Genomic DNA, 14285 nt, shown 5'->3' with positions numbered 1-14285 from the left:
TGACAAAAATCGGCGCGCAAAAGCTGATTAATTGCCCGAAAAATAACAACAAGCTGAGCAATTGAAGTCTGGAAATTGCCAGAACTTCCCGGCTGACCTAAAATTTAATCAAGCCGGTGGACTGGAAAGCACCATGCCCCACGCAGCCTTTGCGTGATTATGAGGAACTTGCGACCCTCCCGGCCCCTTTCATAGCTTCCCGACCAGCAGCTTGTACTGGCCGGACTTCAACAAGTCGCCGCGCGGCGACGATCCCAAACTGACCACCGATGCCGCCAGCCCGGCCTTGGTCTTTACGTTCGGACGCAGGACGATCTTTGCCACGCTGTCGCCCAGAACCCCCGCCCAATTCGTTGCTTGCCCGAACGGCACAACCACCAGCGTGCCGTTTTTAGTGTCCCAAAGCACCGCCCGATAGTTCCTGACATTCTCGGGAAGCGCGTCGATCCAGTCGGCTGGCCAGAGTTGCGCGCCCTTAGCGGCCTTGTGGGCGCCAGTTAAATGGACCGTTTTGCTGTCCAAGACTGCGACGGCGGTTGTCTCCAATGCCAGCGTAGGCACATGCTCGGAGAGCGCGGCCAGCGTGCGGCTGTCCAGAAAACCCACGATCTGTGCGTTTCCGCGTGCGACCTTGTCGGTTTTAATGACGTTTCGAAAGGCTTTGAAATCGTCATTTAAGACCTTTTGATAGGCCGGTGAAATGGTTTTATCGACCATCGGCCCCTGCAAGTAGCGCGGCAACGCGGCCAGCTTTTGGCCTAGCGCCAGCTCGGGGCTTAACCAGCTCTGGCCGACGTTGTGATCCCAGCCAGGGTCGATGCCGACCGGCACCTGGTCTTTTATCTCGCCGTCCTGACTGACAACAGTGCGAGTTTTCAGATTGAAGGGTGCGCTGGGCTTTGTCCCCAATGCCTTCAGGTCGTCCTCGCTGTAGGCGCGGATCGTGCACCGGCAGCGCCAGCCGTTGGGCGGGTAGTGTGTTTGCCAGAAGGCATCGCCGATGGGGAAAACTAGCCCATTCCATGCCGCGTGTTGTGGCCTGACGCGAGAATCGCCAGCCGTCCGGTATTCAAGGTATGGCCTGCTGCCACTGTTGGCCAGCAGTTGCTCCCAACGCCCGGCCATATGGGAGCTGCGCATGTTGGTGTCAAAAATGACCGAGGTACGCCAGCCGCGCTTGCCTTTGTACGTCCATCCGTGGTTCTGCACAGCGGCGTCAAAGTCCTTGCGGAATTGGGTAATCGTGGAGCCCTTTTCGAGGGCGCCGACCAGCGATTTTTGAATGTCGGCGACCAGATCGGTGTTCGTCGCCCCCGCGATGGCAAAGACTTTGCCATGCACCGGCCCGGCCAGGTCATCCCATGCCGTTGTACTCTCGGGCAGCTTGCCTTTAAGGTTATCGATGGCCCCCTTGAATTGGACGCCAAACTCGCGAGCGGCGACCTGATCAGGCATGCGGCCCTTCGCAGATATCGCCAGCCTTGACTACGCGCAAGGCCAGATCGTGCGCAAGGCGATGCTCAACGCTTGCGCCTTTGGACGTCTCCCAGCCGGGCAGAAGCGCGACGCAATCACAGGTGGCCAATTGCGCGATGGCCATCCGCATGTATCCGGCCCACGACTTGCAAGGCGGCACGGGGTTGTCGGCTGGGTTTTCTACGTGATAGCCCAGCGCACGCAGGCGCCCGGCCTCTGCGTTAAATGCCGGATAGTTGAATTCCGGCAACCCGGTCATCGGGCCAGCAATGTAGATGCGTTTCATGGTGCATTCGTGGCCACGCCACGCAGAAAGGAATAGGTCATAGCCTGGTCAAGCACCTCGCGCAGGCCCTGATCGTCCATCTGGCCGACCACGTCCTGCAGCGCGGCGCTGAACTCAGCCAGCGTCTTGCCGTCGCGTTCGAACTGGGCCAGCATGTTCGCAATCGGCTCAATCATTTGGTCGGCAATGACCTGATCGGCGGCGTCGATTGCCAGTTGCTGCGCCTGGTCGTCCGTCATGCCCGCTTCCCTGGCGAAGCTGAAGCCGGGAACCTTCGAAAAGTTAACCGCCTTCAGGTCTGGCTTGCCGGTGGGCTGTGGAGGCTTTACCTCGGGCCTGGCATCGGGCAAAAGCGCATCGCTGTCGTCCTCGGCTTCTGGAATGCCCAGTTCGATCAGCATGGCCTTGCGCGATGGCTTGGCGCCGGCCTTGCGTGCCACGTCGTAAGTCTCTGCGCGGTCTTTGCCGGCATCTTCCTGCTTGAAAAACTCCAGGGTCGGCGGTGCAATACCTTCACCGAAGTTGAACAGCGTGATCCAGCGAAAAATCTGGCTCATGCTGGACGCCGCGATGTCGCGGTCGGAGTCATGCACGCTGTTTTGTCGGACCTGGGCGGTGTCGGCTGCGGCGCGTGAGCCGACTTCCATCTGCTCGCCGATCATGGCCTGGCTGGTCAGGGCCTTGCTCATTTCCCGGTTGGCCAGGCTGATTAGGGCCTGCTGTGGTGCCGCACCAGAGCCGCCCTGCGGCACCAGCAACTCGATGCCCGTTCCCTCCTGCACCACCAGGTAGCCGGATTCGACCATGCTGGCCAGAGCATCGGCGAGCTGATCCTGTTCCTTTTCTCCCGTCCCGACTGGGTATCGGCCGACAGGCCAAGGCAGGCCGTGGCGCTCGCAGTACTTGACGAAATAGCGCCAGCCACCAGTTTTGAAGGTCCACGGCCAAAAGCAACTGGACAGCAGCGCCATGCCGTATGGGTTGTCCGTGGTGGCCATGTGCCGCGAAATGGCGAACTGGTAGGGCTCGACGGGCGCACCCATGGGCGCGGCCCGGCTGACCAGCAGCGGGTTGGCGGATGAGTCGAAATGAATGCGGCGGCCTGGGAGATCGGCGACTTCGCTGGGCACCAGCTTCCCGGCGGCGTTAATGTTCCAGACCAGCTCGTGGGCCTTGTAGCCGGTCAAGATGCAGGAGCACATCTGCCACATCACCTCCATCCAGTCGGCCACCTTGTTAGGCGGGCCGCTCTGCATCCAGCTCTGGCACAGCTCCATCGCTGCGGCCGCCTTGGGGTCGTTTTGCGCGCCGAGTTTCAGGCGGTATTCATGCGAGCGAAAAGAACCACGAATGGAGCGAATCTCGCCGATTACATGGCTGTCCGCCATGATGGAACGGTAGACAACATCGGTCTTGCCCATGGCCCGCAAGATCGGGTCAGGATTAGGCAGCATGGCCAGGGAGGAAAGAAAGCGCTCAGGGTCGGTTTCGGCGGTGGCAAGCGGTTTGCCCAGCCAGCCTTTGACGCCTTGGATCAGGCCACGGAGGGTACTCATTTTTTATTTCCTTTTCGGGGGCCGGTTTTGATTCGGGGAATGCCGCCAGCGCGTGCGACGCATATCTTCCAGAGCATTTCCAGCGCGTCTGGGCCATCGTCGTGGTCGGCCTCGGGCCAATGCTTCAGCTGGGTGTTTAAGACCGTGTGCGCCTGGCTGAAGCGGATCAGTCCGTTAAAGACGTGCGGGCTGAGCGACTCAATCCGCAGGTCCTTGTCGGTGTGCGGGATCACCGGCATGGCTGGCACCGGGACGCCCATGATTGCGGACTGCTTGACCAGCTCCTGCCGCATGAACTCCTGAAACTGGACGGCCTCGAAGGCCCACACCAGGCACCCGTACTCACGCTGAAATTCGATGACGTGGCTGATCTGCAGGCTAGGAGTGCGGCGGGCCACTTTGGCTTCGATCACATCGAGAATTCCATGATTGCGGTCGAACCCTCCCACCAGCGTTGCGGACGGGTCTCGCTTATTGGTGTTTTTCTTGCCCAGGCTGGGATCGTGCGACCCGTAAAAAATCCAATCGCGAGACGGCTGCACCCAGTACTGCATCGTTGAAAAGAACGACGCCTCTTCATTGCTCGGGTCGTTCTGATACTCGCAATCGAAGGTGTGGTGGTCGCCCGCCCGAATCTGCATAAGCCGCAGCAGCGGGCGCATGGTCGGCCAGCTAACAATCGCACCGCGCTCCATGTCGGCCTTGTTTTCCCGGTAGAAGGCGTCCGCTTCGGTTTCCCGCTCTTCATCGTCCGGGTCTGCCTCGTCCGGCACCTCCTGATTGATGAACAGCTCCTCCCACTTCTGCCACAGGTCCATGCGGTCGGGCCAGCGAATGACAGCCTTGAACTTCTTGCGCGTGCGCCACTGGGGATTGCTGTGAAAGCGGTTTGCGGCCGAGTCATAGTGCAGGATCGTGTTCAGGTAGAACACATCCAGCGAGCCGTCGGGCGGGCCGAGCGGCAGCACGACCTTCTTAACCCACTTTTCGACCTTATCGCGCTGCTCCTTGCTGCGCACGTTCTCGTCATTCTCGATATCGTCCAGCCAGACGAAGTCGGGGCGATGGGGGCCGTGGCGTAGGCCGCGCATCCGCGTGCCCGAGCCGAACGCCTGAATCTTGGCTTCGTTTTTGGTGAGGATAACGCCGGCATTCCACACGCGGCCGGCGCCGCAGGCTTCGGGGAAGTCCATCGCCAAACGCGGGTTGCTGTCCAGCTCGACCTTGACGGCCTCCAGCATGGTCGCGGCCTGGCCCAATGAGTCCATGACAATGGGAATGAACTTCTTGCGACCGGTGACCACCAGCCAGATCGTTCCGAGCTGCGTGCCCAGCGTAGACTTCGCCTCGCCACGCGGCGCCGACAAGTTGACCAGTTGGCCGGTGGCCTTGTCCACCAGGATCGGCAGGTATTTGTAAAGCCACGCCTGAAAGATCGATGATTCGCTTTTGACGTAGTGCGGGAAGTACGTGCGGCAGAAGAACTCATAGTCATACTGCGCCCTGGTGCGCCGCATGTCCCGCGCCGAATAGTCCGTGGCAAAGCCCTCGCACTCGGCCTCGATCATCACGCGCTGCTGCTCGGCAAAGCCCGCCAGTTCAGCGAGAAAATCTTTGTCCTTTAGCTTTTGCTGCTTGGCCATCGCTTAATTCCCTGAGCCAAATTCGGCGACGAACTCCGGCCCCGCGGCCTCGGCCAATTCGATAAATTGCTTCTGCAGCTTGGGCGCATTCTTGCCGATGAAAACGGTCATGAACTTCAGCACGTCCATGGCCACGGCCAGGCGGTTGCCATTGGGCATGGCGCGGGACGCGGCGCCGATGGCCTTGTTGAAGCCGTCCATCAGCTTTACCAGAATGTCGGCGCGCTTGTCAGCGGGCATTTTTGGGTCGGCTTTAATGGCTTCGATGGTGGCCAGGAACTGTTCGGACAGGCCGCCCAGCACCTCATTGGCCATTTCCTCCATGCCGCCCTTGCTCATGCGGCGGGCGTTCTTGGCCAAGTCCCAATCGTCGCCTTCGTCAGCGGCCGTGCGCTTCCAGTTTCGGGCGGTGTTGTACGACACCCCGCACAGCTCGGCGGCGCCGGTCAGAGGCATGCCCTGCAGGTATTTGCCGCGCACCTTGCCGCGTGTGGTTTTGTCGTGAGCCATCTGCTTACCTGTTCGCCATCTTGATGGCTTCGATAGCAGCCGCCACTACAGCGCCTGCGAGGGCACCGCCGCTTGCTACGCGCATGGCTGTGCCGCGTTCGTTCTTTTCGATCACGCCCACACGAGCTTCCACACCAGTCAGGCGGCCCTCAATAGCGTGCCGAAAGTCGTTGATGCGCTGGTGTGTCGAATCATGGTTCGATTGGATGACTTGCATCATCAGTTTGAGCTGCCCCTGCACCTCTCCCATCTGCTGCAGCAATTGCTGGTTTGGATCACTCATAAACCGCGTCCTTTGGATTTTTCAAAAGTTGACTGGCAATGGATGCAGCGAATCGCTCCCGGCACTGCCTTGCGCCGGTCACAGGGGATGGGTTTGCTGCAGGACGCGCAATCGATCTGGCCTTCACCTTCCAGTTGGGCCTGAGCGTGTCGCACTTGGGTGTCGCGCTGGGATTGCTCCAGCGCTGACGCCTGTTCCAAATACTTTTCATCCACCGTTGCGCACCTCGATGGCAACAGGTCCGGCAGCGGCAACCACCTCGCACGGAGCGGGGATGCCGGGCAAACCTGCCGGATTCCAGCCAGCAAGGCGATACACCGCCGCCGACAGCGCCGAGCAGACCTTGCGGCCGTCGTCAGCGTCCGGCGCTTTCCAGCCCAGCTTCAACCTGGCCGCGATGCGCAGCAGGTCAATGAAGTCGTAATTGATCGGCGTGCCCAGAATGTTGAAGGCTTCGATAAAGACATATTCCGGGTCAGCCACCGGGCAGCGGATCACGTCAAAATCGGTGTCGCCCAACTGGCTCATGGGCACGATGCCAGCGACGATGCGTGTTTCAATCATCATCAGCCGGTCGCACATCCACAGCGCCACCGCGGTGTGCGTATAGGGCGACTTGGTGAACCACCGCACCAGGGCTGGAAAGCCGCCGTGCGTGGTGCGCAGAGCGATCAGATCGCCAGTCTTGATGTGGCTGCGCGCTTCAACGTAGTTCATTCGTTGTGCGCCACTGGTTGCATTGCTCACGATTGACCTCCAGAAAGTCCAGCAGATTGCACATCTGCGTTGCGAGCTGGTGGTACGCCTTGGCCACCAGACGGTGATTCGCCTCCAGATCGGGCACCTTGCCCGTTGCCGCCTGTGGCAGCGGGGCCGGTGCCTGTGTCAAGTTCGCGGGCGGCGCCACCTTGATCGGCTGTATCGACGCGTCCGGCGTTGGCTGAGTTCCACCGGCGCAGCCGAGCGTCAGGCAGCACGCAACTATCAACAGAGTCAGCAGCTTCATGGCTTGAATCCTTCGTAAGTTGTTCAAAAAACTGATCGACGGCAGCGCGGCCTTTTTCCTGCGCGTTGCCAGAGGCGTCGGCACGCTTGAGGTCGCCCTTTGTTTTGGCGTTGGCCTTGGACTGCTGCTTTTTGTCGGACTTGGTGTGTGCCTCTTCGCATTCCTGCTTGCCCACCTTTTTGCCGTGTTCGTACAGCGCCACTTCTGCGCGGCCGATAGCAGCCAGACAGGCGATGACAGCTATAGCGATGCACCACTTCACCCAGGTCTTCATGAGCAGCTCCCCGCACCCCAGCCCGCATACAGCGGCTCATATCGCCGCAGGATGACTTCGGGGTAATGCTGGTTCTCGCGCTGACTGGCAGGGGTCACGCCGGGGTTGATCGTGCAAGTGGCGTCAAGGCACCGCCCCGGCTCCTTTGAGAGCCTCTGGCGCTTGTAAACCCAGCCCAGGCCGCCGTTGTAGGCACTCAGGGTGAAGGCCATGCGCTCGCAGTCGTCCACCGCCTTGATGCGGTCGGCCAGCCATCGGTCATAGGTGACGAGTGCGCGCAGTGCCCAGGTGGGGTTTGTCGGCGCCCGGTCGCCCAGGCTGACATACAGGCCGCCGATCCAGTTGCTGGTTGCGGGCATGAACTGCGCCAGGCCTACCGCACCCACCGGGGACCGCGCATCCTCGCGCCAGCGGCTCTCCTGATGGACTTGTGCGGCAAAGGTGGCCACAGGGGCATTAAGGCCCCAGACGCGCTGTGCCTCGCGCTTGAGCGTGGCCTGATGACGCTGGGCGTCCCTTGGGATGCCTTGAGCACAAGCCACGGACATGAACGCGCAAAGCATCAGTAGCGCCAGGCCTATGTGGAACCACAGGGCCATGCGGGCGGCCAGCTTCATGCGGGGCTTGGCCACTTATGCCCCCAACCCGACAGTGATCAGGCAAGCCGCGACGATTACGGCGCGGCGAAGCTCGGCCAGGTCGAAGGCGCGGGCGCAATCTCGGTCAGAAAAGACGGCGGTTACCGCGCTTTCCCAGCAGGCCTGGCGGTCCGCGCCCAGCACTTCATAAGTCGGCAACGGCTTACCGTCAAAGGTCTTGCCTCCACCAGTTCGGCAATAGGCTGCATACGCCATGCGGGCGGCCGCGTCAGCGTCGAGCAGTTCGGCCAGCTCATGCGGCCGGGCGTGGGGAAAGAGCGCCCGGTCGAGCCAATAGCCGCCCCAGCCGCCGAGTGAGAGCAAGTGCGCTTTGTAGAGCGTGACAGCGACCAAGTTGCCCGGCGCCTCGGCTTGCAGCAGAAGCGCCAGACCCATCAGCACAATGGTCAGCACCAGCCAGACCAGCATGCGCGGAAGTTTGAGAAACATGATTGACTCCAGACGTTAAAGAGGGCTCTTCGATGAGAGCCCTCAGTGTCTGGAATCAGCGCGCTTTAATCTTGGTGAAGCATTTCACCAGAGGGGCTACTTGTCTGGCGCTTGTGCTTTCAACTCTTCAATTAAATCAAACAGTCGTTGCTTGGCGTAACGCATCCCGTCAGGGGCGAGCCCACAGCGCCGTGGTATTCAATTGCCCATTTCAGGGAGTTCATTTGGGTGCCGCAATGCATTTCCAATTTCCCAAATGTGCGCAGCAATGCATTGCCGGCCTTCTTGGTCAGATATGGATGAAAGTCATTTATCGCGGGGCGCACGCTTTTCAGCAACGGCTCGACCAAATAATGCAAGCCACCGGCTGTCCAGTGCTGGTCTATCGGCGGGAGATTTTCCTTCGCTCGATTCAGGGCAATCCTGAAAGTGGCAGCAGCCGCCGCCCGCCGACCCACCGCCGCTTGGTTCAAGCCAATGCGGTAAGAGAGTAGCGCCGTGATCGGCAAACTCAGCAGGCTCAGAATCCAAAGCTCACCCTGCGAGAACATGACCCCTAATATTTCCATGGTCGGATCACGAGTTCACCTTAAGGCGGTACGCACGATGCCTTGCCGCTCATCGACCCACAGTCCATACCGCTGCTTACCTTGGTACTCAGCGTAAGGCTCTAGCTTGCCTGTCATGGCGTCTTGCAGCGCCAGAGCTGCAATCATGTTCGGGCTGGGCCGTAGGCGATCAACATTCACTGTTTTGCGTAGTCCATCAATATCCATGGCGCTAATCACCTTGATGATCTCGCAGGGTGCGGCGCACTCATAAGCCGTCAAAATACTGGTCTGCCTCGCGTGTATCTGATGCTTGCCGTCGCGCTGGCCGGCATAGCTGAACATCACAATTTCTGCACTGGCCTTTCCTGCTTTTCGCTGGTCATCAGTGAGCAGCACGGTGTAACCATAGTCCACGCCCTCCTTCAAGTCGTAATTGTGTTCACGAACAACTGCGGCAGATTGCAACGAAGTGGGCGGCTGTTGAGCCTGGTTTTTTGGGCCAAGGACAAATAGGTAATACAACAGCAAACCGACGGCCGCACCAATGGCCGCCGTAATGATTTTTTTCGTGATTGGTTGCAGCGATTGCCCGCTTTGAATGTTATCTGCCATGGCTATTTCCCTTAAAAATTACCACTCATGAGTTGAGGCCACAACGCGGCCAAGGATAGATACATCCGTCGTCTTGCTCAGATCGATGTCATATGGTCGGTAAGACTGGTTCTCGCTGCTCACTCGCAGAATGCCGTCGGGCAGCAACTGCGCGTATTTCACCAGCAGTTCGTCGCCCTGTCGCAGCACATAGGCGAACCCGCTTTTTGGAGTGGTCTGCGACATGTCGATCAGCACCTGGTCGCCGTCTGACAGCTTGCCAGTCATGGAATCTCCAGACACGTCGATCACCCGGAGCTGAGAAGCCTGCAGGCCTCTTTTGTTTAACCAGCTCTTGCGAAAGCAAAGCCCATATATTTCAGCGCCTTCACCGTTGACCGCGCCAGGGCCAGCGCTGGCCGCAACGTCATGCCGGGGAATCACCACGAAGTCGTCGTTTGCTGCAGCCTTGGACCGCCTGCCTGTGATCACGTAGGCGGTATCAACGCCCAGGCTGTCCGCCAGGGAGAAGTACTCGCCGTCTGGCGATCGTTCTCCAACCTCGTAATTGAACTGAGACGTTTTGCTTACGCCGCATTTCGTCCCGAACTCTTTTTGCGCAAGACCTAGCCGCTCGCGCTCTTCCCTCAGGCGTTCACCTATTCCCACGTTTGTTGACCCTGTTTGTTCTTGTGGTTCGTTCACGGTTAATTCACGGTGAATCAAAAACGAGAGTATCGCACCCACAAAACGGTCTGCATAGCCCCCGCAAGTACTTCATTCCGGTTACTAGATCACATCGATTCAACAAAAAGGCACCAAATCACTTGTGTTACCCGTTTTGTTGAACTATGATCAACAACAGTTCAATAACAGCTAATCCACTGTCAACAAAAAGGGCTATATGGAAATGAAGAAACAGAAAATGTCCACAAACGCGAACGTTCCCACGATCCGCGCAAAGACGCCGCAAGAGGCCAAGCAACTGCTGCAGGCCAAGGGTGTGACCCTCAAGCAGTTCGCCGCCAAGCACGACTTCGACTACCGCACCGTCTCCGAGGTGGTGCGCGGCGTGAATAAGGGCCTTTACGGCGAAGGCCACAAAGTGGCCGTGGCTTTCGGCCTCAAGAAGGCGGCGTGATCATGGCAAAAAAACCATCCACAGCCGTCACCGAAGCAAATCCCCGGACTGTCCGGGCTTTTGATTTCAGCCCCGCAGACGCCGAAGCCGCCCAGCAAATGGGCATCGTCGTCGGTGGCCCGGCCGCTGACCGCATCACGCGGGCGGTTGTCTCGTACAACATGGCCGCACGCCTTGCTGTTGAATCCGGTTATTTGTTGCTGTCGGTCAAGGGCGAGCTGGAGCACGGTGACTTCACCGCAGCCCTTGAAGAAACGGGTCTTTCAAGCCAGCGCGCATCAGAGTTGATGCGCATGGCCAAGTTCGCCACCAGCCTGCCAGATGCCCAGCGGGCTGACATGCTCAGCATGCCGAAATCCAAGGTGTTAATGCTGGCCAGCGCTGACCCGGCTGTCATTGAAGACCTTTTGAGCGACGAAGAAGCCGGCGATCTTGATGCCCTGAGCGTGCGTGAGCTACGCCAGCGCATCAGCGACCTGAAGGCTCAGGCCACCGACCTGTCGGTGCAGGTGGAAACGGCCGAGGCTGAGCGAGACGGTGCCCTGAAAAAGCTCAAGAAGCGCAACCAGCGCGACGAAGACGACCAAGGCGTGCCGCTGGTGATCGCCGACATTCGCGCCGAAATGGCCAGCCTTGTCAAAAAGGCAGAACTGGCAGTGACGTCCATGTACCCGGTGGGCGTCGAAGCCGTGACCTTGAGCGGCCACGCCGAGGCCAGCGAGTGGGTCAAGCCGACCCTGCGCCTTGGCCTGTCCGGTCTGATGGCTGTTCGCGAGCTGATCGACGGCTCCATCAAGAGCTACGTCGAGGCGATGGGCGAACAGGCCGAACGCCTTGCCAGCAAGCCCGACGCGCTGGCCTTTCTTGACGAATCTGAGATCAAGGGTGTCGCCGAAGACTGGACGCAGCTGACCGCATTGCACAGCCACGAAGAGGCGCTGCGCAAGCACGAACGCGACCAGGCCAAGCCCAAGGGCAAGGGCCGCCCCGCTAAGGCACCAGAGGCACCAGGGAGCAAAAAATGAGCAAGTCCAGGCCTAAGCAAATTGTCGTTGACTACGCCCGCGAGAACTCACCCCCGAGTTTGTCGAGGGCTGCGCGCGGCGCGGTGTCGAGGTCGTTTACCGAACGCCCATCCACAAGAGCAAGGAAGAACGTGCCATGCGCGCCGCCCAGGCTCTATCCCGCCAGGCCAAGGCCTGAGGCCCGGCTGTTCCACCCCACCCCCAATAGGTGAAACACATGGGCTCAGTTCAGGCATTGACCAAACAAATCCGACACATGAGTGACCTCCCTGCGGCGCTGAACCCGGACGACCACTGGGCCTGCGCAAACGAAGATCAGAAGCGCGTGGCCGGATTCCTCGAATCGCTGCTCAAGCCGCTGGACGAGCTGGTGGACGGTGGCGCGAGCATCAACAACGTCGCAGCCCTGTTCGTCAGCCAGTCAGCGGCGGGCAAGCTCGACAGCCGCATGCGCCACCTGATGACGCTGGTGGGCTGGGAGACCGTCTCCGTGCCCACGATCAAGCGCGCCCTGTCTGCCTACCGCAAGGAAGGCGTGACCGGGTTGCTGCCGAAATACAAAGGCCGGGTCCGTCAGGACTACGGCTGGGAAGTGCGCGCCGTCGCGCTCTACAACCTGCCGGGCAAGCCGGGCTACGCCGACGTGGCTTTCAAGCTGATTCAAGAAGGCTTTGAAGACGTGACCGAGAGCCGCGTAGCGCGCTACCTCAAAGCCATGCCTGCCACCCTTGGCAAGTTCAGCCCGGCCCGCATTGGCCCGCACCTGCACAAGCTCCGGCGCCAGAAATTTCAGCGGCGCAGCCTGGAGGAAGTGCTGGTCGGCGGGGAGTATACGCAGGCGACGGCCACACCGTTGACTGCTATGTCGGCCACCCCAACACGGGCAAGCCTTACCGCCCCGAGCTGACGGCCTTCATCGACATCAAGAGCGGCTACATCGCTGGCCTGTGGTTCACAGAAAGCGAAAGCGGCGTGTCCACCCTGTTTGCATTGAGCCAGGCCCTGCGCATGCACGATCACGTCCCTGCATGGGTGTACGTTGACCGGGGCGCGGGCTACCGCTCCAAGATGCTCAGCGACGAGGTCACCGGCTTTTACAGCCGGTTCGACATCGGCATGATCAGCGCGCTGCCGGGCAATCCGCACGGCAAGGGCTGGATTGAGCGCTGGTTCCGCACCTGTCGCGACAAGCACGACAAGTTCTTTGCCGGTGGCCAGGTGTACTGCGGCGACGACATGGCGCCGGAGACCAATCGCCGACTGAGCGCTGATCTCAACAAAAAAGACCCCGACGCGCAAGCTGCCCAGCCTTGCCGAATACGTCACCAGCTTCATGCAGTTTCTGGAGGGCTATCACAACGCCCCGCAGGACAAGCTCGGTGGTCGTACCCCGGCGCAGGTCTGGGCAGGCCTCAAGCCGGTCAGCGTCGAGCTGAGCATGGACAGCGTCGTCAGGCCGCGTGAAGAGGTCAGCGTCGGGCGCCAGAGCATTCGCCTGCACGACCGCTTTTACTTCGCCGAGGCCCTCGCCCTGTTCGACGGCAAGAAGCTGCAGGCCGAGTACGACCTGTTTGACGACAGCCGCGTCTGGCTGTTCGATGAGAAGGGCCGCTTCGTCATGGAAGCCTTGCTGGCCAACACCATCGGCGTCTTGCCCACCAGCCGTCTTGAGGAAGGCCGCGACCGCCGCGCTGCGGGCCAGCTCAAGCGCCTCGAACGCAAGGTCGAGGAGGTACGCCAGCGCCGTGCAGACCCCATCACAGCCGAGACACAGGTGGCCGCCATCGAGTCCCTGCGCCCCGCGCTCCCTACCGCTGCCCCTGTGCAGTCGGCCGAAGTTTTCGAGATCGATTTACTCACTTGGAGGAAAGACAAATGACCACCCCGCAAATGTCCAGCCGTCCCTTCCTGCCATGGGCAAGAAGGTCACCAGCGCCTATACGCCAGAAGACACCGCCAAGGCCGCAGCCATCAACAAGTGGCTGGAGGATCACGAACAGTCGAAGGCTTGGCTCTGCAAAAAGTCGAGCATCCCCAACGGCACGCTGAGCCAGGTGTTGTCTGGCAAGTACGCCGCCCGCCCCACACGCCAGCTCAACACCATGCAGGCCGTGCTGGCCACAGAGACCGAGCGACTGGACGACGGCACGCCCGGCTACGTCAAAGGCAGCGTGCACAAGCTGCTGTCGGTGGTGTGCGACCGCACCCGCAAGCACCAGAACTTCGGTGTCATCACGGGCTACGTCGGCGTCGGCAAGAGCCGGTTCCTGAAGGAATACGCGGCCACCAGCCATTTGACGCTGCTGATCGAAGTCAGCCCAAACATGACGCCCGGCGTCCTGATGACCGAGCTGCTCATGCAGTTGAACAACGCCATCCCGAACGGCCTTGACCGCAAGTTCCGCGAGCTGGTGCGAGTCCTCAAGGAAACCAACTACCTGATCATTGCCGACGAAGCCGAGAACATGAGCGCCAGCGCGCTGCAGCGCCTGCGCCGCATCCGCGACATGGCCATGATCGGTGTGGTGCTGGCCGGCACGGGAAAAGCCGCCGGCCTGATCAAGCCCGAGCATGGCCAGTTCGACCAGGTGCGCGGCCGCGTCGGCATGTGGCCCGAGACGATCAAGGCGATCAGCCGCGACGACGCCGACGACATGGCCCGTGCAGCGCTCGGCATGGAAGACCTGAGCGACGAAGTGCTGGCCACGCTGTGGGAATACTCCCAAGGCAGCGCCCGCGTGTTGAACGAGAACCTGGTACCGCCATCAAGGACTACGGGATGGGCGCCGTGCCGCTGAGCGCCAAGCTGATCGAGACCATCGCCGCCAAGGTGCTGTTCATGACCAAGAAACGCG

The 14285-nt window shown here is 60.5% G+C and carries 20 protein-coding genes; 6 read left to right on the top strand and 14 right to left on the bottom strand.

Going from position 1 to position 14285, the window contains the following annotated elements; translation table 11 throughout:
- Window positions 1–189: 189 nt before the first annotated feature.
- The 14 genes from ACHMXK_RS21730 to ACHMXK_RS21665 form a co-directional block, all read right to left on the bottom strand.
- Window positions 190–1455 carry a phage minor head protein gene (locus ACHMXK_RS21730; RefSeq protein ID WP_397442765.1) on the bottom strand — a complete coding sequence of 422 codons (1266 nt, stop codon included), beginning with the start codon at window positions 1453–1455 and terminating at the stop codon, window positions 190–192.
- Window positions 1448–1762, bottom strand: a complete 315-nt coding sequence (locus ACHMXK_RS21725) for a DUF4406 domain-containing protein (protein ID WP_397442764.1) — start codon at window positions 1760–1762, stop codon at window positions 1448–1450. Before ACHMXK_RS21725 ends, ACHMXK_RS21730 begins: the two co-directional genes overlap by 8 nt.
- Window positions 1759–3318 (bottom strand): DUF935 family protein, encoded by a 1560-nt coding sequence (locus tag ACHMXK_RS21720; protein WP_397442762.1) that lies wholly within the window; start codon window positions 3316–3318, stop codon window positions 1759–1761. Before ACHMXK_RS21720 ends, ACHMXK_RS21725 begins: the two co-directional genes overlap by 4 nt.
- The gene (gene terL, locus ACHMXK_RS21715; protein WP_397442761.1) at window positions 3315–4961 is read right to left on the bottom strand and encodes a phage terminase large subunit; all 1647 of its coding nucleotides are present in this window, start codon (window positions 4959–4961) and stop codon (window positions 3315–3317) included. Before terL ends, ACHMXK_RS21720 begins: the two co-directional genes overlap by 4 nt.
- A 3-nt stretch (window positions 4962–4964) precedes the next feature.
- Window positions 4965–5471 carry a DUF1804 family protein gene (locus ACHMXK_RS21710; RefSeq protein ID WP_397442760.1) on the bottom strand — a complete coding sequence of 169 codons (507 nt, stop codon included), beginning with the start codon at window positions 5469–5471 and terminating at the stop codon, window positions 4965–4967.
- 4 nt (window positions 5472–5475) lie between these two features.
- Window positions 5476–5754, bottom strand: a complete 279-nt coding sequence (locus ACHMXK_RS21705; protein ID WP_397442759.1) for a hypothetical protein — start codon at window positions 5752–5754, stop codon at window positions 5476–5478.
- Complete coding sequence (locus ACHMXK_RS21700) at window positions 5751–5909, bottom strand: TraR/DksA C4-type zinc finger protein (protein ID WP_397443103.1); 159 nt, start codon at window positions 5907–5909, stop codon at window positions 5751–5753. The genes ACHMXK_RS21705 and ACHMXK_RS21700 overlap by 4 nt, the downstream gene beginning before the upstream one ends.
- A 52-nt stretch (window positions 5910–5961) precedes the next feature.
- Window positions 5962–6501 (bottom strand): hypothetical protein, encoded by a 540-nt coding sequence (locus ACHMXK_RS21695; RefSeq protein ID WP_397442758.1) that lies wholly within the window; start codon window positions 6499–6501, stop codon window positions 5962–5964.
- Window positions 6498–7034, bottom strand: coding sequence for a hypothetical protein (locus ACHMXK_RS21690; protein WP_397442757.1), 537 nt, complete (start codon window positions 7032–7034; stop codon window positions 6498–6500). The genes ACHMXK_RS21695 and ACHMXK_RS21690 overlap by 4 nt, the downstream gene beginning before the upstream one ends.
- Window positions 7031–7582, bottom strand: coding sequence for a transglycosylase SLT domain-containing protein (locus ACHMXK_RS21685; RefSeq protein WP_397443102.1), 552 nt, complete (start codon window positions 7580–7582; stop codon window positions 7031–7033). The genes ACHMXK_RS21690 and ACHMXK_RS21685 overlap by 4 nt, the downstream gene beginning before the upstream one ends.
- A gap of 84 nt (window positions 7583–7666) precedes the next feature.
- A complete protein-coding gene (locus tag ACHMXK_RS21680; RefSeq protein ID WP_397442756.1) occupies window positions 7667–8122 on the bottom strand; it encodes a putative holin in 456 nt (151 codons plus the stop codon).
- A gap of 131 nt (window positions 8123–8253) precedes the next feature.
- Window positions 8254–8691, bottom strand: coding sequence for a hypothetical protein (locus tag ACHMXK_RS21675; protein ID WP_397442755.1), 438 nt, complete (start codon window positions 8689–8691; stop codon window positions 8254–8256).
- 15 nt (window positions 8692–8706) lie between these two features.
- Window positions 8707–9285: a hypothetical protein gene (locus ACHMXK_RS21670; RefSeq protein ID WP_397442754.1), complete on the bottom strand. Its 579-nt coding sequence runs from the start codon at window positions 9283–9285 to the stop codon at window positions 8707–8709.
- Between the two features lie 18 nt (window positions 9286–9303).
- Window positions 9304–9969 carry a S24 family peptidase gene (locus ACHMXK_RS21665; RefSeq protein ID WP_397442753.1) on the bottom strand — a complete coding sequence of 222 codons (666 nt, stop codon included), beginning with the start codon at window positions 9967–9969 and terminating at the stop codon, window positions 9304–9306.
- 220 nt (window positions 9970–10189) lie between these two features.
- On the opposite strand from ACHMXK_RS21665, the gene ACHMXK_RS21660 reads away from it, so the two are divergent.
- The 6 genes from ACHMXK_RS21660 to ACHMXK_RS21635 all read left to right on the top strand — a co-directional run bounded on the left by ACHMXK_RS21660 (window position 10190) and on the right by ACHMXK_RS21635 (window position 14228).
- Entirely contained in the window at window positions 10190–10405 is a 216-nt protein-coding gene (locus ACHMXK_RS21660) for a DNA-binding protein (RefSeq protein WP_397442751.1), read from the top strand.
- A 2-nt stretch (window positions 10406–10407) separates the two neighbouring features.
- Window positions 10408–11430, top strand: a complete 1023-nt coding sequence (locus tag ACHMXK_RS21655) for a hypothetical protein (protein ID WP_397442750.1) — start codon at window positions 10408–10410, stop codon at window positions 11428–11430.
- 256 nt (window positions 11431–11686) lie between these two features.
- Window positions 11687–12337: a hypothetical protein gene (locus tag ACHMXK_RS21650; protein WP_397442749.1), complete on the top strand. Its 651-nt coding sequence runs from the start codon at window positions 11687–11689 to the stop codon at window positions 12335–12337.
- 65 nt (window positions 12338–12402) lie between these two features.
- Window positions 12403–12894, top strand: coding sequence for a hypothetical protein (locus tag ACHMXK_RS21645; protein WP_397442748.1), 492 nt, complete (start codon window positions 12403–12405; stop codon window positions 12892–12894).
- Entirely contained in the window at window positions 12869–13309 is a 441-nt protein-coding gene (locus ACHMXK_RS21640) for a Mu transposase C-terminal domain-containing protein (RefSeq protein ID WP_397442747.1), read from the top strand. Before ACHMXK_RS21645 ends, ACHMXK_RS21640 begins: the two co-directional genes overlap by 26 nt.
- 34 nt (window positions 13310–13343) lie before the next feature.
- Complete coding sequence (locus ACHMXK_RS21635; protein ID WP_397442746.1) at window positions 13344–14228, top strand: AAA family ATPase; 885 nt, start codon at window positions 13344–13346, stop codon at window positions 14226–14228.
- Window positions 14229–14285: the final 57 nt, after the last annotated feature.

This window comes from Polaromonas sp. UC242_47, from assembly GCF_044452385.1.
In the GTDB taxonomy this organism is placed as follows: Bacteria; Pseudomonadota; Gammaproteobacteria; order Burkholderiales; family Burkholderiaceae_C; genus Polaromonas.
The sequence above is the reverse complement of the archived record's forward strand: the minus strand, read 5'-3'. Positions and strand labels throughout refer to the sequence as shown.

What these genes read in the sequence shown, in the direction of transcription:
- ACHMXK_RS21655 (WP_397442750.1), top strand. Translation starts at nt 10,408, where the DNA reads ATGGCAAAAAAACCATCCACAGCCGTCACCGAAGCAAATCCCCGGACT.
- ACHMXK_RS21685 (WP_397443102.1), bottom strand. Translation starts at nt 7,582, where the DNA reads ATGTCCGTGGCTTGTGCTCAAGGCATCCCAAGGGACGCCCAGCGTCAT.
- ACHMXK_RS21725 (WP_397442764.1), bottom strand. Translation starts at nt 1,762, where the DNA reads ATGAAACGCATCTACATTGCTGGCCCGATGACCGGGTTGCCGGAATTC.
- ACHMXK_RS21660 (WP_397442751.1), top strand. Translation starts at nt 10,190, where the DNA reads ATGTCCACAAACGCGAACGTTCCCACGATCCGCGCAAAGACGCCGCAA.
- ACHMXK_RS21730 (WP_397442765.1), bottom strand. Translation starts at nt 1,455, where the DNA reads ATGCCTGATCAGGTCGCCGCTCGCGAGTTTGGCGTCCAATTCAAGGGG.
- terL (WP_397442761.1), bottom strand. Translation starts at nt 4,961, where the DNA reads ATGGCCAAGCAGCAAAAGCTAAAGGACAAAGATTTTCTCGCTGAACTG.
- ACHMXK_RS21710 (WP_397442760.1), bottom strand. Translation starts at nt 5,471, where the DNA reads ATGGCTCACGACAAAACCACACGCGGCAAGGTGCGCGGCAAATACCTG.
- ACHMXK_RS21635 (WP_397442746.1), top strand. Translation starts at nt 13,344, where the DNA reads ATGGGCAAGAAGGTCACCAGCGCCTATACGCCAGAAGACACCGCCAAG.
- ACHMXK_RS21690 (WP_397442757.1), bottom strand. Translation starts at nt 7,034, where the DNA reads ATGAAGACCTGGGTGAAGTGGTGCATCGCTATAGCTGTCATCGCCTGT.
- ACHMXK_RS21705 (WP_397442759.1), bottom strand. Translation starts at nt 5,754, where the DNA reads ATGAGTGATCCAAACCAGCAATTGCTGCAGCAGATGGGAGAGGTGCAG.
- ACHMXK_RS21670 (WP_397442754.1), bottom strand. Translation starts at nt 9,285, where the DNA reads ATGGCAGATAACATTCAAAGCGGGCAATCGCTGCAACCAATCACGAAA.
- ACHMXK_RS21720 (WP_397442762.1), bottom strand. Translation starts at nt 3,318, where the DNA reads ATGAGTACCCTCCGTGGCCTGATCCAAGGCGTCAAAGGCTGGCTGGGC.
- ACHMXK_RS21640 (WP_397442747.1), top strand. Translation starts at nt 12,869, where the DNA reads ATGGACAGCGTCGTCAGGCCGCGTGAAGAGGTCAGCGTCGGGCGCCAG.
- ACHMXK_RS21680 (WP_397442756.1), bottom strand. Translation starts at nt 8,122, where the DNA reads ATGTTTCTCAAACTTCCGCGCATGCTGGTCTGGCTGGTGCTGACCATT.
- ACHMXK_RS21650 (WP_397442749.1), top strand. Translation starts at nt 11,687, where the DNA reads ATGAGTGACCTCCCTGCGGCGCTGAACCCGGACGACCACTGGGCCTGC.
- ACHMXK_RS21675 (WP_397442755.1), bottom strand. Translation starts at nt 8,691, where the DNA reads ATGGAAATATTAGGGGTCATGTTCTCGCAGGGTGAGCTTTGGATTCTG.